The 21450-nt window shown below is 35.7% G+C and carries 20 protein-coding genes; 11 read left to right on the top strand and 9 right to left on the bottom strand.

Going from position 1 to position 21450, the window contains the following annotated elements; translation table 11 throughout:
• Positions 1-8: 8 nt before the first annotated feature.
• Both FLA105534_RS09960 and FLA105534_RS09965 read right to left on the bottom strand, forming a co-directional pair.
• Complete coding sequence (locus FLA105534_RS09960) at positions 9-1349, bottom strand: dihydroorotase (protein WP_173965975.1); 1341 nt, start codon at positions 1347-1349, stop codon at positions 9-11.
• Between the two features lie 10 nt (positions 1350-1359).
• Positions 1360-2085 (bottom strand): polyprenol monophosphomannose synthase, encoded by a 726-nt coding sequence (locus FLA105534_RS09965; protein WP_173965976.1) that lies wholly within the window; start codon positions 2083-2085, stop codon positions 1360-1362.
• A gap of 105 nt (positions 2086-2190) precedes the next feature.
• On the opposite strand from FLA105534_RS09965, the gene FLA105534_RS09970 reads away from it, so the two are divergent.
• From FLA105534_RS09970 to FLA105534_RS09980, 3 genes are all read left to right on the top strand, one after another.
• The gene (locus FLA105534_RS09970) at positions 2191-2859 is read left to right on the top strand and encodes a DUF4271 domain-containing protein (RefSeq protein WP_173965977.1); all 669 of its coding nucleotides are present in this window, start codon (positions 2191-2193) and stop codon (positions 2857-2859) included.
• A 14-nt stretch (positions 2860-2873) separates the two neighbouring features.
• Positions 2874-3623, top strand: coding sequence for a uroporphyrinogen-III synthase (locus FLA105534_RS09975; RefSeq protein ID WP_173965978.1), 750 nt, complete (start codon positions 2874-2876; stop codon positions 3621-3623).
• Between the two features lie 260 nt (positions 3624-3883).
• Positions 3884-4354: an Lrp/AsnC family transcriptional regulator gene (locus tag FLA105534_RS09980; protein ID WP_017496220.1), complete on the top strand. Its 471-nt coding sequence runs from the start codon at positions 3884-3886 to the stop codon at positions 4352-4354.
• 151 nt (positions 4355-4505) lie between these two features.
• Here the strand turns inward: FLA105534_RS09980 and FLA105534_RS09985 are convergent, their stop codons facing one another.
• From FLA105534_RS09985 to leuS, 5 genes are all read right to left on the bottom strand, one after another.
• Positions 4506-5192, bottom strand: a complete 687-nt coding sequence (locus FLA105534_RS09985; RefSeq protein ID WP_173965979.1) for a zinc metallopeptidase — start codon at positions 5190-5192, stop codon at positions 4506-4508.
• Between the two features lie 136 nt (positions 5193-5328).
• Positions 5329-5925: a hypothetical protein gene (locus FLA105534_RS09990; protein WP_173965980.1), complete on the bottom strand. Its 597-nt coding sequence runs from the start codon at positions 5923-5925 to the stop codon at positions 5329-5331.
• Entirely contained in the window at positions 5912-6385 is a 474-nt protein-coding gene (locus tag FLA105534_RS09995; RefSeq protein WP_173965981.1) for an RNA polymerase sigma factor, read from the bottom strand. The genes FLA105534_RS09990 and FLA105534_RS09995 overlap by 14 nt, the downstream gene beginning before the upstream one ends.
• Positions 6386-6387: 2 nt before the next feature.
• Positions 6388-7236 carry an alpha/beta fold hydrolase gene (locus FLA105534_RS10000; RefSeq protein ID WP_173965982.1) on the bottom strand — a complete coding sequence of 283 codons (849 nt, stop codon included), beginning with the start codon at positions 7234-7236 and terminating at the stop codon, positions 6388-6390.
• Between the two features lie 679 nt (positions 7237-7915).
• Positions 7916-10783, bottom strand: a complete 2868-nt coding sequence (leuS, locus tag FLA105534_RS10005) for a leucine--tRNA ligase (protein ID WP_173965983.1) — start codon at positions 10781-10783, stop codon at positions 7916-7918.
• 166 nt (positions 10784-10949) lie between these two features.
• Between leuS and FLA105534_RS10010 the strand changes: the two genes are divergently transcribed.
• From FLA105534_RS10010 to FLA105534_RS10030, 5 genes are all read left to right on the top strand, one after another.
• Positions 10950-11825, top strand: coding sequence for a cell division protein FtsX (locus FLA105534_RS10010; protein WP_173965984.1), 876 nt, complete (start codon positions 10950-10952; stop codon positions 11823-11825).
• 80 nt (positions 11826-11905) lie between these two features.
• Positions 11906-12157 (top strand): DUF3098 domain-containing protein, encoded by a 252-nt coding sequence (locus FLA105534_RS10015; RefSeq protein WP_173965985.1) that lies wholly within the window; start codon positions 11906-11908, stop codon positions 12155-12157.
• Between the two features lie 104 nt (positions 12158-12261).
• Complete coding sequence (locus tag FLA105534_RS10020; protein ID WP_173965986.1) at positions 12262-13059, top strand: undecaprenyl-diphosphate phosphatase; 798 nt, start codon at positions 12262-12264, stop codon at positions 13057-13059.
• Complete coding sequence (gene truB, locus FLA105534_RS10025; protein WP_173965987.1) at positions 13059-13754, top strand: tRNA pseudouridine(55) synthase TruB; 696 nt, start codon at positions 13059-13061, stop codon at positions 13752-13754. Before FLA105534_RS10020 ends, truB begins: the two co-directional genes overlap by 1 nt.
• Positions 13755-13839: 85 nt before the next feature.
• On the top strand, positions 13840-15138 hold the full coding sequence (locus FLA105534_RS10030; protein ID WP_173965988.1) for a gliding motility protein GldB-related protein: 1299 nt from the start codon (positions 13840-13842) through the stop codon (positions 15136-15138).
• A 698-nt stretch (positions 15139-15836) separates the two neighbouring features.
• On the opposite strand, the gene FLA105534_RS10035 is transcribed toward FLA105534_RS10030, so the two are convergent.
• Both FLA105534_RS10035 and FLA105534_RS10040 read right to left on the bottom strand, forming a co-directional pair.
• Positions 15837-16577: a phytanoyl-CoA dioxygenase family protein gene (locus FLA105534_RS10035; protein WP_173965989.1), complete on the bottom strand. Its 741-nt coding sequence runs from the start codon at positions 16575-16577 to the stop codon at positions 15837-15839.
• The gene (locus FLA105534_RS10040; protein ID WP_173965990.1) at positions 16577-17191 is read right to left on the bottom strand and encodes a thioredoxin family protein; all 615 of its coding nucleotides are present in this window, start codon (positions 17189-17191) and stop codon (positions 16577-16579) included. The genes FLA105534_RS10035 and FLA105534_RS10040 overlap by 1 nt, the downstream gene beginning before the upstream one ends.
• 189 nt (positions 17192-17380) lie before the next feature.
• Between FLA105534_RS10040 and pyrH the strand changes: the two genes are divergently transcribed.
• The 3 genes from pyrH (at position 17381) to FLA105534_RS10055 (ending at position 21341) form a co-directional block, all read left to right on the top strand.
• The gene (pyrH, locus tag FLA105534_RS10045) at positions 17381-18088 is read left to right on the top strand and encodes a UMP kinase (protein ID WP_173965991.1); all 708 of its coding nucleotides are present in this window, start codon (positions 17381-17383) and stop codon (positions 18086-18088) included.
• A 75-nt stretch (positions 18089-18163) separates the two neighbouring features.
• A complete protein-coding gene (gene frr / locus FLA105534_RS10050; protein ID WP_173965992.1) occupies positions 18164-18727 on the top strand; it encodes a ribosome recycling factor in 564 nt (187 codons plus the stop codon).
• Between the two features lie 118 nt (positions 18728-18845).
• Positions 18846-21341, top strand: coding sequence for a DUF5686 family protein (locus FLA105534_RS10055; RefSeq protein ID WP_173965993.1), 2496 nt, complete (start codon positions 18846-18848; stop codon positions 21339-21341).
• The last annotated feature ends 109 nt before the right edge of the window (positions 21342-21450 follow it).

A 21450-nucleotide genomic window follows, 5' to 3' on the forward strand; every position in this document is an offset into this window, starting at 1 on the left:
TCAGCTTTTTATCTGTCAAACAATAAACGTTTTCCTGCGCGAATATCTTTTACTTTAAAGTTATTGTAAACCATTTCACCGTTTACAAAAGTATGAGTAATTCTAGACTTAAAAGTAAAATTCTCAAAAGGTGACCATCCACACTTAGCTAAAATATTCTCCGGTTTCACGCTCCATGGCAAACTTGGATTTACAATCACTAAATCGGCATAATAACCTTCTTTTATAAAACCTCTTTTTTCTATTTTGAAAATTTTAGCCGGATTGTGGCACATTTTCTCTACAATTTTCTCTACGCTGATTTTCCCTTGATGATGTGCTTCAAACATGGCCACAACGGCATGCTGTACAAGCGGTCCACCGGATGGTGCATTCAGATAAGGCTGCATTTTTTCTTCTTTAGTATGTGGCGCATGATCTGTAGCAATTACATCGATACGACCATCATTTAGAGCTTCCCAAAGCACTTTTCGGTCGTTTGCTGTTTTTACAGCAGGATTCCATTTAATAAAATTCCCTTTGGTTTTATAATCTTCATCTGTAAACCATAGATGATGTACACAAACTTCAGCGGTAATTTTTTTATCTTCCAATGGAATTTTATTGGTAAACAATTCCATTTCTTTCGCAGTCGAAAGGTGAAAAATATGCAAGCGCGCTCCTGTTTTCTTAGCTAGTGCCACTGCTTTTGAAGAAGAAATATAACACGCTTCTTCGCTGCGTATTAAATGATGCGCCGTAACCGGAATATCATCACCATACTGTTCTTTAAACTCCTTTAAATTATTCTGTATAGTAGTTTCGTCTTCGCAATGTACTGCGATTAACATTGGCGTACTGGAGAATATCTTTTCTAAAGTAGCTTCATTATCTACCAGCATATTTCCGGTTGAAGAACCCAGAAAAATTTTTACTCCCGCAACATTCTTTGGATTTGTTTTTAGAACTTCTTCGAGGTTATCATTGGTAGCTCCCATCATAAAAGAGTAATTCGCAAATGATTTTACTGCCGCAACCTGATATTTGTCTTCGAGTATTTCCTGAGTTACAGCATTTGGAACTGTATTAGGCTGCTCGATAAAAGAAGTGATTCCACCTGCAACTGCAGCTCTTGATTCGGATTCAATGTCTCCTTTGTGCGTTAGCCCGGGCTCTCTAAAATGCACCTGATCATCAATCGCCCCTGGAATTAAGTAATTCCCTTCGGCATCTATTACTTTACAATCAGATGATTTTAGACTGATGCTGTCTGCCACTTCAACAATCAGGTCGTTTTCGATCAAAACATCTCCTTCAAAAATAGATCCTTCGTTTACAATTCTGGCATTTTTTATTAGAATCTTATTCATTTTCATAACTTTATAAAGTATTGACTAATTTTTTCAATCGAAGTGAAATTACCCCAAGTATCGCTTCTTTAATAATGGCATTGCTCATTTTAGAAACTCCTTTTGTTCTGTCTGTAAAAATAATTGGAACCTCTTTAATTTCAAATTTAGCACAGTAAGTTCTGTACTTCATTTCAATCTGAAAAGCATAACCCACAAATTTAATTTTGTTAAGATTGATTTTCTCCAACACTTCCCTTTTATAACAAACAAAACCTGCTGTTGCATCGTGTATTTTCATTCCGGTAATAAATTTCACGTACACCGAAGCGAAGTACGACATCAAAACACGGCTTAATGGCCAGTTGACAACATTTACCCCCGTTACATAACGAGAACCAATAGCCAAATCGGCTCCACCAAAATGGCAGGCATCAAACAGCTTTTCGAGATCATTTGGATTATGTGAAAAGTCGGCATCCATTTCAAAAATGAAGTTATATTGACGCTCTAGTGCCCATTTAAAACCATGAACATAGGCCGTTCCTAAACCTGACTTTTTAGCCCTTTTTTCTAAAAACAACCGGTCCGGAAACTCTTCCTGTAAAGCAACTACTTTATTGGCAGTATGATCAGGCGAATTATCGTCAATGATTAAAAGATGAAAAGGTTTATGTTGCGAAAGTACAGCTCTAACTATACTTTCAATATTTTCGATTTCGTTGTAAGTGGGAATTATGACAATACAATCATTCATTTTTCTGAGTAATTTCACCGCAAAAGTAAACTTTTTATAGCATTTGATTCATAATAAATATATAATAAAAGTATTGATGCAAAAAATTACTAATTTTGCATCGCTATGATTGAACAACTTCATCCCCGAATTCTGGAAAACAAAGACTGGGCAACACTTTTATTTGTGTTGACCTTTGCAGTTGTTGCTATGACTAAATCAGCTTACGAAACCAGGTTTAGCGAATTCAGCAAACTTATTTTTTCAGACAAATACGCCAAGATCTATCGCGACAATAATCATTTAAGAAGCAGCTTTACCGTTGGTTTATTTTTTGTACAAATTGTTTCGTATGCTTTTTTCATACAGCTTACGATGCATATTTTCGGATATGCTTCTAAAACAGACTGGGTTTTATTCATTCAGCTTGCCACATTTTTACTTTATTTTATTCTGGGAAAATTTTTAATTGAGAAAATTGTAGCAACTTCATTCAATATCGACGAATTTGCAGACCTTTTTAACTTACAAAAAGTCACTTATAGAACTTATATAGGCGTTTTAATCCTTCCCATCAATGCTGTTTTGTTCTATTATGACAATATTCCGCAAATTGTACCCCTAGCAATAATAGCCATTTCGCTGTGTATAAGCCTATACTCCTATTTTATTTCAATAAAAACGTATCAAAATGCAATAATCAGCAAGTTATTTTATTTTATTTTATATCTTTGCGCTCTTGAAATAGCCCCTTATTATTTCATGTATTATTGGATTACAAAAGAGGCGGCTTAGTAAATGTTTATAATATGAAAGTGAAAACAATTTTGGTGTCACAGCCTGAACCTAAAGTGGAAAATTCTCCTTACTTTGAGCTCCAACAAAAACACAAAATAAAAATTGATTTCAGACCATTTATTCATGTGGAAGGGGTTAATGCAAAAGAGATACGATTACAAAAAATCGATCTTAATCACTATACTGCAATCATTTTGACGAGCCGTAATGCGGTAGATCATTTTTTTAGAGTAGCAGATGAAATGCGTTATAAAGTTCCTGAAGGATTGAAATATTTCTGCCAATCTGAAGCTGTTGCATTTTACCTGCAAAAGTATGTTGTGTATAGAAAGCGTAAGATTTACGTAGGAGCAAAAGATTTTGCAGATTTATCTCCTCTTATCAAAAAGTATAAAGACGAAAAATTCCTGTTGCCAGCATCTGATCAACTGAATGCTGATGCACCTATAACTTTAAACAATCTAAAAGTAGACTGGGCACAAGCTGTTTTTTACAAAACAGTCATGAGTGACCTATCTGATTTAGCAGATGTTTACTATGATGTTCTGGCCTTTTTTAGCCCAACCGGAATCAAATCATTGTTTAAAAACTTCCCTGATTTTAAACAAAACGATACCAGAATTGCTGTTTTTGGAAGCACAACTCAAAAAGAAGCGCTTGATCATGGCTTAAGAATCGACATTCTTGCTCCAACTCCTGAGACGCCTTCAATGACCATGGCTTTAGAGAAATACATTAGTGAAGCAAATAAAGGAAAATAAACCTTTAAGGAAATAATAATATTTAAATTCCAAATTCCAACTCTAGGGTTGAAATTTGGAATTTTTCTTTTTAAACAAAGCCCTTCCCTAATCTTTATCAAAGTCTTAAAACTTTGACAAAGAAAAACGTACACCATTTTCAACTTCCATTTGGAAATTGGAATTTCAAAAATTGGAATTTTATTTTTCAAATCATTATGAGTACATTTGATTTACAACTAAAACCAAATAACCAAGTTTAGTTTCAAATCACAACTCCAATGAAAATCAACTCCCTTATAATTGAAATCGACGGCATCGATAAAGAAATCCTACGCTACTTAATGGATGATGCCCGAAAACCCATTTTACAAATTGCCAATAAAATAGGCATTTCAGGAGCAGCAATTCATCAACGTTTAAAAAAATTAGAACAGTCGGGGGTTATTTCAGGCTCTAAATTCACTGTCAACCCAAAAGTATTAGGATACAACACCATGGCATTTGTTGGTGTTTATCTGGACAAAGCCTCCAGAAACTCCGAAGCCGTGAAAGATTTAAAGAAAATCCCCGAAGTCTTAGAATGCCACTACACCACAGGAAACTGGTCGGTATTAATCAAAATCATCTGTCGCGACAACGAACACCTAATGCAGCTTTTAAACACTAAAATTCAGGCAATAGAAGGCGTTTCAAGAACAGAAACCTTTATTTCGCTGGATCAGCAGATTGACAGACAAATTCAGCTTTAGAGATCCTAATGCGGTAATGAGATAATTTTTCTTACGGTTTAAATATTTTAATATAATTCTTCTACCCTTATAAACAATTAGACCCGACAGGTTTTTAAAACCTGTCGGGTCTTGTTTCGATTAAAAATTATCTCATTAACAAATTATCTCATTAATTCCTTCTGCTTCCGGAATAAATTGAGATATAGTACAACAACGTTGCAATCGATCCTATTGCAGCCACAACATAAGTTCTGGCAGCCCATTTTAAGGCATCCTTAGCTCCAGCCTGTTCCTGTTGCGTCAACATCTGCTTGTTTTCTAACCAGGCTAGCGCTCTGTTACTTGCGTCATACTCTACCGGCAAGGTAATAATTGTAAACAATGTGGTTGCTGCAAAAATAATAATTCCAATCAGCAATAGCCCTGGAAAGGTTCTGATCATCAAAATTCCGGCTAACAAAATCCACTGCACATAATTGGACGCTACGCTAACAATTGGCACCAATTTAGAACGCATCGTAAGCCACTCATACCCCACAGCATGTTGCACTGCGTGCCCACATTCGTGTGCAGCTACTGCAGCTGCGGCGGCATTGCGCTGGTTGTAAACCGCCTCACTTAAATTGACTGTTTTATCTGCAGGATTATAATGATCGGTCAACTGACCCGGTGTCGAAATGACGCGAACATCTCTAATACCATTATCAGCCAGCATTTTCTCGGCGATTTCGGCACCACTCATTCCGTTTCTCAATTGCAGTTTAGAATACAACTCAAATTTACTCTTGAGTCTTGAACTCACTAACCAGCTGAACAACATAATTGCTCCGGCAAGAATTAAATATCCACTTCCCATATCTTTATTTTTTTTTGATTGATTATTAAATTTACAAAACAAACCGCAAATTCTGAACCAAATTCAAAAAATGTCATTTTGACATTTAAAGTCAGGACATTACTGTAATATTTTCATAAACATCACTAGCTTTTTTTTATAACTCCAGTTGTTTGTTAACCTCATCAAACTTGTCGATCAGGCTGTTTATTTTTTCCTGTTGTTTTTTAATTTGTTTCGGACGAATATAAAACCAGTTCACTCCTATCCAAAGCAATGTCACCCCATAAGTTAATCCTGCATAAACGAAAGTCATTCTCAAAGCATATTCATACATGTACAAGCAAATTCCAACACCCAGCAAAACAAAGTACAAGTTCAGAACTGTAGACTGCAGGTATTGCTGTTTTTTTCGAATTAAAATCAATCGCTGCAGGTAGTCCTGATTGGATTGTGTCGCATCAATATTTTTATAACCCGCCAACAATCTATTGTAAACACTTACATACATAATCATAGCCAAAATCACGAGTACGATTCCTATTTTGGTCGAAATGAATTCCGGTTGATAATAGTACCAAATAAAAACAATAAAAGCAGTGGTTGCCAGGAGCAGTATATTGGTGATCCACAATTGACGTAAACCAGCAGCTTTAAATTGTTTCAGTCTCAGCAGCAAATCCTTCATGTCGGGCTGACTTACGGTTTGTTTTTTCCATAAACCTTTAAAGTCTATATTGTTATTGTCGTCCATTTTCTTTAAATTTTTGAGTCAGTTTTTCCTTTATCCTGTGAATTTTCACTCTTGTATTCGCTTCTGAAAGCCCTACGATTTTGGCAATTTCAGCCTGCTTAACCTCTTCAAGTTCGAGCGAAATAATAATACGTTCCGTTTCCGGTAATTCAGCAATACACTTGTACAAAAACTGGATTTGTGGCTCTAACGATTGTTGTTTTTCTTCTTGCAAATTAACCGGAAGATCTGATTTAAGAAAACGTTTGTCTTTTTCAATTTGCCGCAAACAGTTATTAGAGGCTATCCTAAAAATCCAAGTACCAATACCCGACTCACTTCTAAAAGTATCCAATTTTTGCCACACAATAACAAAAGTCTCCTGAGCCAGATCCTGTGCGATATCATAGTCGTTTACAAAACCCATGCAAAGCCTGAAAATTCTATCCCAATATTTTTTATAGATAACTTCAAATTCCATTATTATGATTTTACGAAATTACTCACCTGATTTAAATACCATGCTGTATCATCATACATGATAAAATGTAGTCCTTTAGCAGCATATTGAAAATTGGCACTCTTTAAATTCTGATACTGCCCTTCAATAGCAGGTTTTAAATTTACAAAATATGACTCCAGTAAAATTAATGATGGACATTTTACATTCGAAATTTTTTCTCTCAAATCGGTATTAGAAAAATCACAATACATTTCAGCAAATGTTTTTCGGTCTGATTTCACGCTCCAGTCTACAATTATATCTATTTTTGAAGCATCCTGAACAAGACGTGGCATTGTTTTTTTCTGCATGTCCTGAAACTGAGTATCTGTCATTGTCGTCATTTGATTCACCATTGACGAACAGTCGTTATTTTCTTTTGCTTTGAAAGCAGGATCCATCAAAGCTGCCATACACGGAAGCGCATCCACTACCACAATTTTACCAACCAATTCCGGATAATCTGCTGCTAAAGCCAATGCAAATCCTCCACCCATACTATGACCAATTATAATTGGTTTTTCAATTTTATTTGTTTTAATAAAGCTGGCAATTTCGGTTTCCCAGTTTTTAAAAGAGGCATTAGGTTGTGGTTTTACACCGGCAAAACCTGCCATTGTAAGTGTATAACAGGTGAAGTCTTTTTCAAAATTAACTCTGGTATCCTTCCACACATCTCCTGAAGAAGCAAATCCGGGAATGAAGAGGATAGCTTGTTTTCCTTTTCCGGTTTTAAGAACTTCAAACGGATAGGCTTTTGTTTGTGCAAATACATTTAAACATACAGCTGAAAATAATAAGGCGATAACTAAGATGATATACTTTTTCATTTTTAATAGATTTAAGTTGTTAAATGGTTTATTAGTTAAATTCGCCTTTTGGATACGAGAAGTTTCAAAATGTTACAAATCGTTTTAAAAAAAATAAAATTTAATCTACAAATTCCAAATTTTAACCTTTATCTATAGGCCTAAACCCCAATATTTACAAGGGCTCAGATACTCCACAAACAATTATTGTTTTTGGATAAAAAAAATATCTTCTCACACGTCAATATCAATTCCGGTCCATACAAAAAAACTATAAAACGGGACTGCCTCAAATATTTACGTTCCGCTCCGCCGGAGCTTCTTGATACCGGAAAATTACATTTGCTATAAATATTTTGCTCCGCTGGAGCTGTTTCAAAAAAAAACATTCACACTTGACTTTTTCATCCTTTCGACGAAGGAGACTTGAGCGATAGCGATTGACGAAGTAAATAACGCAAGAAACTCCGCAAACTTGTCATTTCGAGGAACGAGAAATCACACAAGAAACTCCGCAAACTAAGTCGATAATCTTTGTCGATTAACTGGTGTGATTTCTCTCTTCGGTCGAAATGACAAACTAAATGCAAAAAAACTTGCAAATTTGTGCAATTCGTGGCTGAAAAATAAGTGCAAAAAAAATTCCAAACCCCAACAAAAGTTGGAATTTGGAATTTTAAAATATTGAAACTTAAAATTATTACCCTACAAGGTTAATAATTTTACCAGGAACAATAATCACTTTATTTGGTGTTTTCCCATCTAACTGACGTAAAGTTCTTTCGTCCTTCATGACAATTTCTTCAATCTGCTCTTTGGTTAAATCTAAAGGCAATTCGATAGTGAAACGCATTTTCCCGTTGAAAGAAACCGGGTATTCTTTGCTCGTTTCTACCAGATGCTTTGCTTCAAAAACCGGGAAAGAAACTTCTGAAATCGAAGTTGTATTTCCTAACTGTAACCATAATTCCTCAGCAATATGCGGTGCATAAGGCGAAACTAAAATGGCTAACGGTTCTAAAATGGCTCTTGAATGGCAATTTTGAGCAGACAATTCGTTTACACAAATCATAAACTGAGAAACAGAAGTATTGAAAGAAAAACTCTCGATGTCTTCAGCTACTTTTTTAATGGTTTTGTGCAACGATTTTAAGTTGTCTTTTGTTGGTTCGTCATTGTTAACGATTAAGCCATTGTTTTCATCAAAATACAATCTCCATAACTTTTTCAAGAAACCAAAAACTCCAGAGATTCCGGCAGTATTCCAAGGTTTAGCTTGTTCTAATGGCCCTAAAAACATTTCGTACAGACGCAGGGTATCGGCTCCGTATTCGTTACAAATATCATCCGGAGTTACTACATTATAATACGATTTCGACATTTTCTCCACTTCACGTCCAACGATATATTTTCCGTTTTCATCAAGAATAAATGCTGCAGTATTAAAATCTTCTCTCCAGGCTTTGAATTTTTCGATATCTAATTCATCTGAAGAATTTACAAAATTTACATCTACACGTAATGGCTGTACATTTTGATCTCCAATTTTATTTTTAGACACAAAAGTATTCGTTCCTTCCAATCTGTAAACATAGGCAGTCGTTCCCAAAATCATTCCCTGATTGATCAGCTTTTTGAATGGCTCTTCGGTTGGAGCAAAACCTTTGTCTTTTAAGAATTTGTTCCAGAAACGGGAGTACAATAAATGTCCGGTGGCATGTTCGCTTCCTCCAATATACAAATCAACACTTTCCCAATAGGCTAGCGCTTCTTTGCCTGCAAACTCGTTTTCGTTGTGCGCATCCATATAACGCATCCAGTACCATGAACTTCCTGCCCAACCCGGCATGGTATTCAATTCTAAAGGAAAAATCATTGCATGATCTACTAAGTCAGTATTAACAACTTTATTGTTTTTTGTATCCCAAGCCCAAACCGCTGCATTTCCTAATGGAGGCAAACCGTCTTCGGTTGGTAAATACTTTTCTACCTCAGGCAAAATGATTGGCAAATGCTGCGCCTCGATCATCTTTGGCAAACCATTTACATAATAAACCGGGAAAGGCTCTCCCCAATAACGCTGACGGGAGAAAACTGCATCACGCAAACGATAATTGGTTTTTCCGACACCTTGCCCTATTTTTTCCAACTCGGCGATAGCGACCTGAGTGGCTTTTTTATAATTTAATCCGTTTAAGAAATCAGAATTAGCGATCTCCACATTGTCTTTTGAACCGTATGCCGCTTCTGAAATATCAACGTTTGCAAAAATATTTTTGATCTCCTGCATTCCGTTTTGACCTTTAAAGAAATTTGCAAAAGCATAATCTCTTTCGTCTCCGCAAGGAACCGCCATTACAGCACCTGTTCCGTAACCTGCCAAAACATAATCGCCAATCCAAACCGGAATTGGTTCTTTTGTAAACGGATGTTCTGTATAAGCACCGGTAAATACGCCCGATATTGTTTTTACATCGGCCATACGCTCGCGCTCTGAACGTTTTGCTGTTTTTTCAATATATGCCTCAACCGCTTCTTTTTGCTCGAGACTTGTAATTTTAGCCACCAAATCATGCTCAGGTGCCAAAGTCATAAAAGTAACTCCAAAGATGGTATCAGGGCGGGTTGTGAAAACGTCAATTACTTCATCGTGATTTTTCAGTTTAAAAGTAACCATTGCGCCTACCGATTTTCCAATCCAGTTTCTTTGTGATTCTTTTATAGATTCGCTCCAGTCGATCTCGTTTAAACCTTGTAGCAAACGCTCCGCATAAGCCGAAATGCGCATGCTCCACTGAGTCATTTTTTTACGAATCACCGGATAACCTCCACGTTCTGATACTCCGTTTACGATTTCGTCATTGGCCAAAACAGTTCCCAAACCAGGACACCAGTTTACTTCGGTTTCTGCCAAATAAGTCAATCTGTACTGCAAAAGAATTTTCTCTTGTTTGTCCGCCGAAAAAGCCTTCCATTCCTCAGCCGAAAAAGCTTCGATGTTATCATCAGAAACCGCATTTACAGTTGCATTTCCTTCTTTTTCAAAAAGAGCAATTAAAGTGGTTATATCTTCTGCTTTATCAGCATTCTTGTTGTACCATGAATTAAACAACTGGATAAAAATCCATTGTGTATGCTTGTAATAATCCGGATTTGAAGTTCGCACTTCACGGCTCCAATCAAATGAAAAGCCAATTTTATCCAACTGCTTTCTATATCCTGCAATTTGCTTTCCTTCTTTGTCTACTCCCCCGTCAATATTAACACGTGTTGTATCTTCAGGACGCTGTCCTGTTTGAATCGCATACTGTTCTGCAGGTAATCCAAAACTATCATAACCCATTGGGTGCAAAACATTGAATCCCTGATGTCTTTTGAAACGGGAATATACATCTGAAGCTATGTAACCCAGCGGATGCCCTACGTGTAATCCCGCTCCTGAAGGATAAGGAAACATGTCTAACACATAATGTTTAGGTTTTTCAGAATTGTTTTTCGCCGCAAAAGTTTGGTTTTCTGCCCAATACTTCTGCCATTTCGTTTCGATTTCGTTTGGATTGTATTTCATTTCTTTGAGTTGCTGAGTTACCAGGTAACCTAGTTGCTAAGTTTTGTTGTACTGAATTATTAAGTCCGCAAATTTACATTTATTGTACGAAAGTTAAAACTTTGAACGTTATTAACTTCATTTAAAGAAATTCTTTATTATTTTTACCCCATAATTTAAGCAAACTATGAGTTCTAACTTTGATAAATTTCAAAAGCGCAGGTTAATTTCCTCTTATTTTTCGGTTGTATTAAGTGTATTTCTGGTTTTATTCCTTTTAGGAGTATTGGGATTATTCATTATCAACTCTAGAAAACTGGCTAATGATTTTAAAGAAAAAATCGCGATGACGGTTTTCTTTAAAAACGAAGCCAATGATAGTGTGATAAAAGCTTTCAATACCGATTTAAAAAGAGCTCCTTTTGCAAAATCATTCGTTTATGTAACAAAAGAGAAAGCGGCAAAGGAACACACTGACATTATTGGAGAAGATTTCCTGACTTTTCTGGGAGAAAACCCATTGTTGAACTCTTATGACATTCACTTAAAAGCGGATTATGTTGAAAGAGACAGCATCCTTAAAATAGAAAGCAAACTGCGTCAAAATACCATGATTGAAGACATTGTTTACGACAAACAATTGGTGAATCTGGTAAATGACAACATCAAAAAAGTAAGTATGTGGATTTTGATTATTAGCGGTTTCCTTGCGGTAATTGCAGTTTTATTAATCAACAGCTCCTTGCGTTTATCCATTCACTCTAATCGTTTTATCATTAAAACCATGCAAATGGTTGGGGCAACCAAATCGTTTATTCGTAAGCCTTTTGTAATGCGCAGTGTAAAACTGGGAATGTTGGGTGCCGGTTTAGCCATTATCGCTTTAGTTGGACTTTTACTTTATGTAGAAACCAATTTCCCGGGCTTAGGCATTATAGAAGACAAAGCCTTAATTGGATTGGTATTAGTAGCCGTATTCGGATTAGGAGTTTTGATTACATGGGTAAGTACTCACTTTGCAACACAACGTTTCCTGAATTTAAGAACCGACGATCTATATTAATTTTAGATCGCAGATTATAGATTTTAGATTGCAAATTTTTAAAAAGCCTTGGCTACGCTCAGCGGCACAAAAAAAATAAAATGAAAAACAACAATAAAGAAGAACAGGCACCAAAACAAGAATTCCTTTTTGACGGAATCAACTACAAAATTCTATTAATCGGAATTGGAGTTATCGCTTTAGGTTTTATCTTAATGTCTGGCGGAGGAAGTAATGATCCGAATGTTTTTAATGAAGATGTTTTCAATTTCCGACGCATTCGTCTGGCACCAACAACCGTTTTAATCGGCTTTGGAATTACTATTTACTCTATTTTCAAAAAATCTAAATAGACTTTATTTAGCCCCCTTAGACTTCTTAGACCTTTAGATTATTTTGATAATCTTTTATAAAATCTAAGAAGTCTAAGGATTCTAAAATTCTAACAATCTCATAAATGAATACATTACAAGCTATCGTTCTTGCTATTATTGAAGGAATCACCGAGTTCTTACCCGTTTCTTCAACAGGTCACATGATTATTGCCTCTTCCTTTTTTGGAATTGCTCACGAAGATTTCACCAAACTTTTTACGATTGTCATCCAGCTTGGTGCAATACTTTCTGTAATTGTTTTGTATTTCAAACGTTTCTTTCAAACACTTGACTTTTATTTTAAACTTTTGGTTGCCTTTATTCCGGCTGTCGTATTAGGTTTATTGCTAAGTGATTTTATCGATGGCTTATTAGAAAACCCTGTCACAGTTGCCATTTCTCTTTTAATAGGAGGATTAATTTTACTAAAGGTTGACGAATGGTTTAACAATCCAAATGCTACCGAAAGTTCTTCGGAAATTACCTATTTACAAGCTTTTAAAATTGGTTTATTCCAATGTATTGCCATGATTCCGGGAGTTTCAAGAAGCGGAGCCAGTATTGTGGGTGGAATGTCTCAAAAATTATCCCGCACTACAGCAGCGGAATTCTCTTTCTTTTTAGCCGTTCCGACAATGTTGGGTGCCACGGTAAAGAAATGTTACGATTATTACAAAGCCGGATTCGAACTGTCTCACGATCAGATTAACCTATTAGTGATTGGAAATGTCGTTGCTTTTATTGTAGCGCTTCTTGCCATCAAATCCTTTATTGGATTTTTGACTAAAAACGGTTTCAAAGTTTTTGGTTACTACCGAATCATCGCCGGAATTATTCTCCTGCTGATTCACTTTTTCATTCATCCACTTACGATTATATAATGACTCCTGAAGAATATTTAGACGGACAGGTTTTATTGATTGACAAACCTTTAAAATGGAGTTCGTTTCAAGCTGTCAATAAATTAAAATACCTGTTAATTAACAAAGTTGGACTCCCTAAAAAGTTCAAAATTGGCCATGCCGGAACTTTAGATCCGTTGGCAACAGGGTTATTGCTTATTTGTACCGGAAAGTTTACCAAAAGAATTTCGGAGCTGCAGGGTCAGGCGAAAGAATATACGGGTACTTTTTATATTGGAGCCACCACTCCATCTTATGATTTAGAAACCGAAATCGATCAGACTTTTCCAACTTCTCATATTGATGAAGCTTTGATTCACGAAACAGTAAAACAGTTTTTAGGCGAAATCGATCAGAAACCACCTATTTTCTCTGCCATCAAAAAAGACGGCGTTCGCTTGTATGAGCATGCGCGTGCCGGAGAAACGGTAGAAATTGCCAGCAGAAAAACGACTATTCACGAATTCGAAATCACCCGAATTGCTTTACCTGAAATCGATTTTAGAGTCGTTTGCAGCAAAGGAACCTACATTCGTTCTTTGGCTTTTGATTTTGGAAAAGCAATGAATTCAGGATCTCATTTAACCGTTTTACGCCGAACTAAAATCGGTGATTACGACGTAAAAAACGCAATCGACATTACTCTTTTTGAAGAAAGCCTTCAGACGGAATAAAGCCTAACCTTTTTTAGAAACATTTAGCAAACCTGTATCTTTTCATTTTTTTTGTATTTTAGGCGGAGATTAAAATACCCAAAAAATGAAAAACCACCTTTTGCTCTTACTGTTTGTCTTTGCGATATCCTCCTATAGTCAAACCGGCAATCAAAAAATTATTTCCGTCGATATTGATAATTTCTGGGATGCCTACAGCAAAATCACCATTGAAAAAGACAGCGTAAAACAATACTCACTTTTACAAGAACTATACATCGACAAAGCCAGTCCAGGCTTAAAGAGCTTAATTGAAGTTCGCAATTACACCTCTAAAGATTTTATAAATGCGATAAACAAGTATCCCAAATTCTGGAATTCTTTAAAATCAAATACTTTAAACGCCAACGAGCTTTATCCGGAAATTGATGCCGACATCAATAAACTAAAACAAGCTTATCCCGATTTAAAGCCGTCGACTCTTTATTTTTCGATTGGAGCTTTCAGAACAAATGGAACGATTCAAGATGATCGAATTTTAATCGGGAGTGAAATGAGCCTTGCAGACGAAACCACTATTGTTGACGAACTGCCCGTGTGGAGACAGTCTTTTTACAAAGAATACAATCCTAGAAAAAACATCGCACTACTCTGCACACATGAGTACGTACATACACAGCAAAAAGAACTGGTAGAAAATTTACTTTCGATGTGTCTGTATGAAGGTGTGGCCGAATTTATTTCCTGTAAAGTAACCGGAAAAAAGCCCAATACTCCTGCAATTGAATTCGGAAAAAGCAATCAACAAAAAGTAATCGATCAGTTTATTACGGACTTATACCTTAGAAGCAACAATTACAATTGGATCTGGGGTGAAAACAAAAACAGCTTAAAAGCTAGAGATTTGGGCTATTATATTGGTTATGAAATTTGCGAACGTTATTACAATTCAGCCAAAGACAAAACAAAGGCAATCAAAACACTTATTGAACTGGATTATCACAATGAAAAAGAGGTTGCACGCATTGTAGATGGTACAAAACTATTCAACCAAAGCCTGAAACAATTGCATCAGAATTACGAAAAACAAAGACCAACTGTTGTCTCTTTGTCAGCATTTAAAAATGGCAATCAAAAGGTAAAACCAGGACCAATCGAAATTACCATTACGTTTTCGGAACCACTAAACGGGCGCAGTACAGGCGTAGACTTTGGCCCTCTCGGCGAAAGCTTTTTTCCAAAAATAAACACAGAACGAATCTGGTCTTCGGATATGAAATCGTGGACTATCAAAGCTGATTTAGAACCCGATCATCATTATCAAATTCTAATTTCAGACAGTTTCAGAAAACAAAACGGAACAAGATTGAAGCCCTTTTTAATCGATTTTAAAACCACTAAGTAATACAGGGTTTAAACATTCATCATCATTATTCATGATGCTCGCACCATGCTGTTGTCAAAGCTCTTTCAGAGCAACGGGATTCAAACCTTTTATATCTTAACGATAATTGGTTGTATGTTAGATCTTTTACAACAAGTGATTTTTAAAATGATAAAAGTTTTTAGGTACAACAAAAGGATCTCGTCGACATCCTTATCGTTCTTTATAATAAAAAAGAAAGAGTATGTATTTTATCTCTTTGCTACTTCTCAATTTGACACCTCAATTCGATAGGGTTAAAAACAAAAAAAGCACATTACATCATGAATACCCATAGTAATGTGCCAACTTCTTGCAAAGTAGTTCTATTTCATAAGCTCTCGTTTTTTGAAGTTAGTAATGAGATACATTCTTCCCTCCAAACAACAAGCCCGAAACAAAATCGTAAAATCTTTCGAATAACTTTTTCATGATAGTGTATTTTTTAATTGTTAAACATTAAATAAACACCAATAAAAAGAGTAAATAAGAAAATGAATAATAGAAGTGGGATTACTCTCGCAAGATACAAAAATTAAAATCCACACAAAATATTTTAATATATTTTTTATTACTAAAATTCTTATTTGCAACAGATTACCCGAAAAATAAGGGGTTTTAGCGATTTATTTCTTAACAACCACAATCGCATATTTTACTATTCCCACAATTGCATGAATCTACAAAAGATCAAAAAACGCTTTATTTTTAAGTCCTTCAAGTATTTTCGCCGATGGCAAATTATCCCTGTCTATAAAGCTTTTCATCTCGGGAATATTATCACAGAAAATGATATCTAAAGAAAATCGATCATTTCCATAAATTCCGCGATGAATCATATTGGCAGAAAAAATCAATAGATCTCCCCGATTCAATTTTATAATTTTTCCCCGTTCTAAAGCATCGCTTTGCTGACAGCCGTTCAAAGCATTCCGAACATCAAACTCTTTTGGCAAATCCCATTCCCTATGCGTTTTTGAGATCAGTTCGATCCCGTGTTCGCTTTTCATCGGAATCCTGAAATGCACCACATTCTGAGTTTTAATTGCTTTCTCTTGATCTTCGGTTGCCATTCCGGTATATTGAATATCGCGATGCCAATAATTTTTCTGATCTGCATTTTTTGGATCAAAGAAAAGTTGTGTGTTCAAAAAGACAGGAGTCTTCGGAAAAATTTCACTCAGCAATTCTGCAAATTTGTCCTGAGAAATAAATTCAAAAAGAGCTATTTTTTCTTCTCCATTGAAATATTCTCCAGAAGTAAGACTGTGACTGTTTAAAATTCCATTTTCATAATGCGCTGCATTGTCAAGTAACCAAAGTTCATGAAATTTAATCAGTTTCTCTTCAATATCGACAAGTTCCTCTTCAGAGAAAAAATGCTCCAGATAGACATATCCGGTTGGCTCATACCTTTTCATTACTCCCGAATTTCGAGTAAACGCATTATTTCCATAAGCTCGTTCTGAGTACTTAGTCCTTTATCAGCCAAATACCACAATTGCAAATCAGTTTTGATTTTTTCATCAATTACACCAAATTCTTTTTTATAGTTGGTCATTAATTCACTAGCTCCTTTTGGTCTTGGTCCCCAGTCAGCACGTGCAATTCCGGTTTCTTTACAAATCACAATTACTTTTGGAATTGCTCTTCCGCCGTTCGTGAGATACTGATTCATTAGTGCTTCATTTTCATCGCGAAAAACAATTCGGAGGTCGATCTTTTTATGAGAGGCCAAAGCCATTTTATTAATAATAGGAAGTATTTGTGCCGCATCACCGCACCAGCCTTCAGAAATCACCAGCCAGATATAGTTATGTTTTAAATTTTCTAATTCGGAAGCTACCTCATCGGAAACTTTCATGGTTTTCTCCAGTCGGTTCATTCTGGCTTCATTCAGCTTGCTGTAATTGGTTAAGCTTTCAGATTGCTCATTACCGGTTGATTTCCCTTCTAATAGCAGATCGGTAACTATTTTTCGATATTCGGCATACGAATGACTGTTGAATAATGCTTTGGCTATAGTACTTTTCATATTTAAAGTTTTTTTGAATTGTCTAAAATTACAACTTTTAAGAAAATTTAAAAAATGACTTTTGTCACATTCGTAGAAATCCCGAAGATCTACTTCAATTTAAAACGAAAAGAACTATTATTTTTTTTAAAACATTATTTCTAAAAATCAGAATATGTCTATATTTGCACAAATTAACGCAACACAGAAATGAAATATAAAAGAATTCTTCTAAAACTTAGCGGCGAAGCCTTAATGGGTGATTTACAATATGGTATTGACCCTAAAAGATTAGCCGAATACGCTGAAGAAATTAAGCAAATTCACAACAAAGGAGTAGAAATTGCTATTGTTATTGGCGGAGGAAATATTTTTAGAGGCGTTGCAGGTGCAAGTGCCGGTATGGATAGAGTACAAGGTGACTACATGGGGATGCTTGCTACCGTAATTAACGGGATGGCGTTGCAAGGTGCACTTGAAGACAAAGGAATGAAAACGCGTTTGCAGACTGCTTTAAAAATGGAGTCTATTGCAGAACCTTATATCAAAAGAAGAGCGGACCGCCATCTTGAAAAAGGAAGAATCGTAATTTTTGGTGCCGGAACAGGAAATCCATATTTTACAACCGATACAGCAGCCGTTTTAAGAGGAATTGAAATCAATGCAGATGTAATCTTAAAAGGAACACGTGTCGATGGTGTTTATGATTCTGATCCGGAAAAAAATGCATCAGCTGTAAAATTTGATTTTATCTCGTTTGATGATGTCCTTAAAAAAGGATTAAATGTAATGGATACTACCGCTTTTACTTTAAGCCAGGAGAACAAATTACCAATCGTTGTTTTTGATATGAACAAAATTGGTAATCTTTTGAAAATCTGTGAAGGTGAAAACGTTGGAACAGTAGTTAATATATAAGTCATCAGTTACAGTTTACAGTTACCAATAGAGACTGAGACTGAAAACTAAGACTGAAAACTAAAATTAAAAAAAATGACTGAAGAAATAGAATTTATATTAGATAGTACTGAAGAATCTATGAATGGTTCGATCGCACATTTAGAGAAAGAATTTCTTAACATTCGTGCGGGAAAAGCTTCACCGGCAATGCTGGGAAGTGTTTTTGTAGATTATTACGGATCTGCAACACCACTTTCTCAAGTATCAAAAATCAGTGTTCCTGATGCCAGAACCATCACTTTGCAGCCTTTTGAAAAAAACATGCTACAGGTTATTGAAAAAGCGATCATGGTAGCCAACATTGGTTTTAATCCAATGAATAACGGAGACGTTATCATCATCAGCGTTCCGCCTTTAACTGAGGAGCGTCGTAGAGACTTAGCCAAACAAGCAAAAGCTGAAGCTGAAGATGCTAAAATTGGTGTTCGTAATGTACGTAAGGATGCTAATACCGATATCAAAAAATTAGAAAAAGAGGGAACTTCTGAAGACATTTGCAAATCAGCCGAAGAGCAAGTTCAGAATTTAACTAATACTTACATCAAAAAAATCGATGAGTTATTGGCAGCAAAAGAAGCCGAAATCATGAAGGTGTAATCCTATTCAACACAAAATAAAAATCCGTTTAGTTAAATTATACTGAACGGATTTTTTTATTCTTATTTTTGCATACCATTTTTACACTTTGTCTGTTTTTGAAACTATAACACTCTCTATGAAGCTATTTTGTTTGTTGACTTTGTTTTTCACGCTTACCATTCAGGCGCAATTTCAAATAAACGGAATTGTAACGGACTCCAATAACAAACCTCTTCCTTTTGCTACAATTACAACTTCCGACAACAACAATACAATTACAGATGTTGACGGAAAGTTTATTCTGAAAATGCCTCTAAAGCCAACCGATTTTATCGTTTCGTATATTGGTTTTCAAACAAAGATCATCGCAGTTACTGATCATAAAACTTTTTATCCGATCTCTCTTTCTCAAAAGACCGACGATTTAAAAGAGGTTGTGATTTCAAACGAAAATCCGGCCTTAACGATAATTAAAAAGGTAATTGCGAATAAAAACAAAAACAACCCGCAAAAAAAACTCAACAGTTTCGAATATAAGAGCTACAATAAACTTATTGTAACCGCCAATCCTGACTCGATTGACGGCAGAATCGACTCGACTGCTACTTATAAAAATTTAGACAAAAAACGCATCAATATTGATTCTTCTGATTACAAATTCAAAGAAATAATCAGTAAGCAGCATTTATTTCAAACCGAAAAAGTTTCACAATATCAGTTTGGCAATCATAAATTGAAGGAAACCATACTAGGAACCAAGATGGCCGGTTTTAAACAACCCATTTATGAGATTATTGCTTTTAATCTACAGTCGATTTCGATTTATGATTCGAAGTACGAGCTGTTTGAAACGAAATACGAAAATCCAATTTCAGACAACGCTCCTCAAAATTACAATTACAAGATCCTGGATACCGTGAATGTAAAGGGCCGCGAAACGTATATGATTTACTTTAAAAACAAACACAGAAGGAAATCATCGGGACTAGAGGGTGTTTTATACATCGATCAGGAAAATTTCGCTGTTGCCAAAGCCGTAATGCGTATCAAAGGTGTTTTGGACATTAGCGGAATTCATGAATTTGAATATGTACCTAACGAAAAAATATGGTTCCAAAGCAATACTACTTTTAAAATTGTAAAAGGAAAGAACGATGATGACATTAAGATCTTAGGAGGAACCATTCAGTTTGACGGAGACGTTGAAGATAATTTCGAACCCAGAAAAAAATCAGCTTCTGACTTTACCTATCTGCTTTCTGAGAGCAACAATTTTGACATTCGTTACAATACGACCGCACCTATAAAAAACCCGGCTCTTTACATCGAAATTAAAGACGACGCCAACAAGAAACCGGAAACTTTCTGGGAAGAATACCGAAAAGAAAGCCTGGATCTAAAAAGCCAAAAAACGTATCAGCTAATAGACAGTCTTTCGATAAAGAAAAGAATTGAAAATCGTTTAGGATTAGGACGTAAAATCATCAACGGGTATTTCCCGATTGGCCCGATCGATCTGGATTTAAAGAAAATCATCAGTTACAACAATTACGAAGGTTTCAGATTAGGACTTGGTGGTATTACTAACGATCACTTCTCTAAAAACTTCAGAATCGAAGGATATGGTGCTTACGGGACAAAAGATGGTGCATTCAAATACAGTCTGGGAACAGGAGTTTTATTGGACAAAAACACCAATACATGGGTAAACGGATACTATACAGATGACGTTCGGGAAATTGCGAGTACCGTTTTTGCAGTTGACAAACGTGTTTTTAAAATTTACGATCCGCGTCCTATCAACATTAGTACTTTTTATAAGTATGTGGGTTGGAAAGCTAACATTCAGACCAAAATCATTCCGAAAACGGAAGCAATTCTGGAATTTTCAAGAACCTATGTAGAACCTAAATTCGATTATCTTTTTAATTACAATGGAAAGTTATATTCGGATTATGTCATGACTACCGCAATGGTTTCGATTGTTTGGGCACCTTTTAGTCCTTTTATGCAAACCCCGACCGGAAGAACTGAGACAGATAAAAAATTCCCAAGGTTTACTTTTCAATATACGCAGTCGCTACCCAATGTTATGGAGAACGATTTTACTTTTGGGAAAATAGATTTCAAAGCAGAATATGAAAAGAAATATTTAAACGGTCAGAAAACGAGCTTGCTCCTTCAAGGAGGTTATGCTACGGGCGATGTACCCATTACACACCTGTACAATACAATGCCCAACAACTTAAACAAGGAAACACTATTGCAACGTATTACTTTTGCCGGACGAAACAGTTTTGAAACCATGTTTTTTAACGAATTTTTTTCCAGTCAATATGTCTTTTTCCAAATCAAACACGGTTTCGACCGAATCAGAATACTCAAAAAAGTTCGTCCGTCTTTAGTACTGGTTACAAGAATGGCCTGGGGAAATATGGAAAATCCACAACAACACGTAGGTCCAACCTATAAAACCCTGGACAAAGGTTTTTTTGAATCCGGAATCGAACTCAACAAGATTTATAAAGGTATTGGTTTAGGTGGCTTCTATCGTTATGGTCCGAACCAGCTAATGAGATTTGAGGATAACATTGCGGTTAAGATTTCTTATGTGCTGGATTTGGGGTTATAAATATTAAATTCCAATCTCTTAAATTCCAAATTCCAATTGGAGGCTCAGTTTCGTTTCAACAGAAAGAGAAAATACAAAAAAACAAATCAGGAAACAAAAAATCCGTGTA

Source organism: Flavobacterium collinsii (assembly GCF_902804485.1).
In the GTDB taxonomy this organism is placed as follows: domain Bacteria; phylum Bacteroidota; class Bacteroidia; order Flavobacteriales; family Flavobacteriaceae; genus Flavobacterium; species Flavobacterium collinsii.

Coding starts and splice junctions, on each gene's coding strand:
- FLA105534_RS09960 (WP_173965975.1), bottom strand. CDS start 1,349: ATGAATAAGATTCTAATAAAAAATGCCAGAATTGTAAACGAAGGATCT.
- FLA105534_RS09965 (WP_173965976.1), bottom strand. CDS start 2,085: ATGAATGATTGTATTGTCATAATTCCCACTTACAACGAAATCGAAAAT.
- FLA105534_RS09970 (WP_173965977.1), top strand. CDS start 2,191: ATGATTGAACAACTTCATCCCCGAATTCTGGAAAACAAAGACTGGGCA.
- FLA105534_RS09975 (WP_173965978.1), top strand. CDS start 2,874: ATGAAAGTGAAAACAATTTTGGTGTCACAGCCTGAACCTAAAGTGGAA.
- FLA105534_RS09980 (WP_017496220.1), top strand. CDS start 3,884: ATGAAAATCAACTCCCTTATAATTGAAATCGACGGCATCGATAAAGAA.
- FLA105534_RS09985 (WP_173965979.1), bottom strand. CDS start 5,192: ATGGGAAGTGGATATTTAATTCTTGCCGGAGCAATTATGTTGTTCAGC.
- FLA105534_RS09990 (WP_173965980.1), bottom strand. CDS start 5,925: ATGGACGACAATAACAATATAGACTTTAAAGGTTTATGGAAAAAACAA.
- FLA105534_RS09995 (WP_173965981.1), bottom strand. CDS start 6,385: ATGGAATTTGAAGTTATCTATAAAAAATATTGGGATAGAATTTTCAGG.
- FLA105534_RS10000 (WP_173965982.1), bottom strand. CDS start 7,236: ATGAAAAAGTATATCATCTTAGTTATCGCCTTATTATTTTCAGCTGTA.
- leuS (WP_173965983.1), bottom strand. CDS start 10,783: ATGAAATACAATCCAAACGAAATCGAAACGAAATGGCAGAAGTATTGG.
- FLA105534_RS10010 (WP_173965984.1), top strand. CDS start 10,950: ATGAGTTCTAACTTTGATAAATTTCAAAAGCGCAGGTTAATTTCCTCT.
- FLA105534_RS10015 (WP_173965985.1), top strand. CDS start 11,906: ATGAAAAACAACAATAAAGAAGAACAGGCACCAAAACAAGAATTCCTT.
- FLA105534_RS10020 (WP_173965986.1), top strand. CDS start 12,262: ATGAATACATTACAAGCTATCGTTCTTGCTATTATTGAAGGAATCACC.
- truB (WP_173965987.1), top strand. CDS start 13,059: ATGACTCCTGAAGAATATTTAGACGGACAGGTTTTATTGATTGACAAA.
- FLA105534_RS10030 (WP_173965988.1), top strand. CDS start 13,840: ATGAAAAACCACCTTTTGCTCTTACTGTTTGTCTTTGCGATATCCTCC.
- FLA105534_RS10035 (WP_173965989.1), bottom strand. CDS start 16,577: ATGAAAAGGTATGAGCCAACCGGATATGTCTATCTGGAGCATTTTTTC.
- FLA105534_RS10040 (WP_173965990.1), bottom strand. CDS start 17,191: ATGAAAAGTACTATAGCCAAAGCATTATTCAACAGTCATTCGTATGCC.
- pyrH (WP_173965991.1), top strand. CDS start 17,381: ATGAAATATAAAAGAATTCTTCTAAAACTTAGCGGCGAAGCCTTAATG.
- frr (WP_173965992.1), top strand. CDS start 18,164: ATGACTGAAGAAATAGAATTTATATTAGATAGTACTGAAGAATCTATG.
- FLA105534_RS10055 (WP_173965993.1), top strand. CDS start 18,846: ATGAAGCTATTTTGTTTGTTGACTTTGTTTTTCACGCTTACCATTCAG.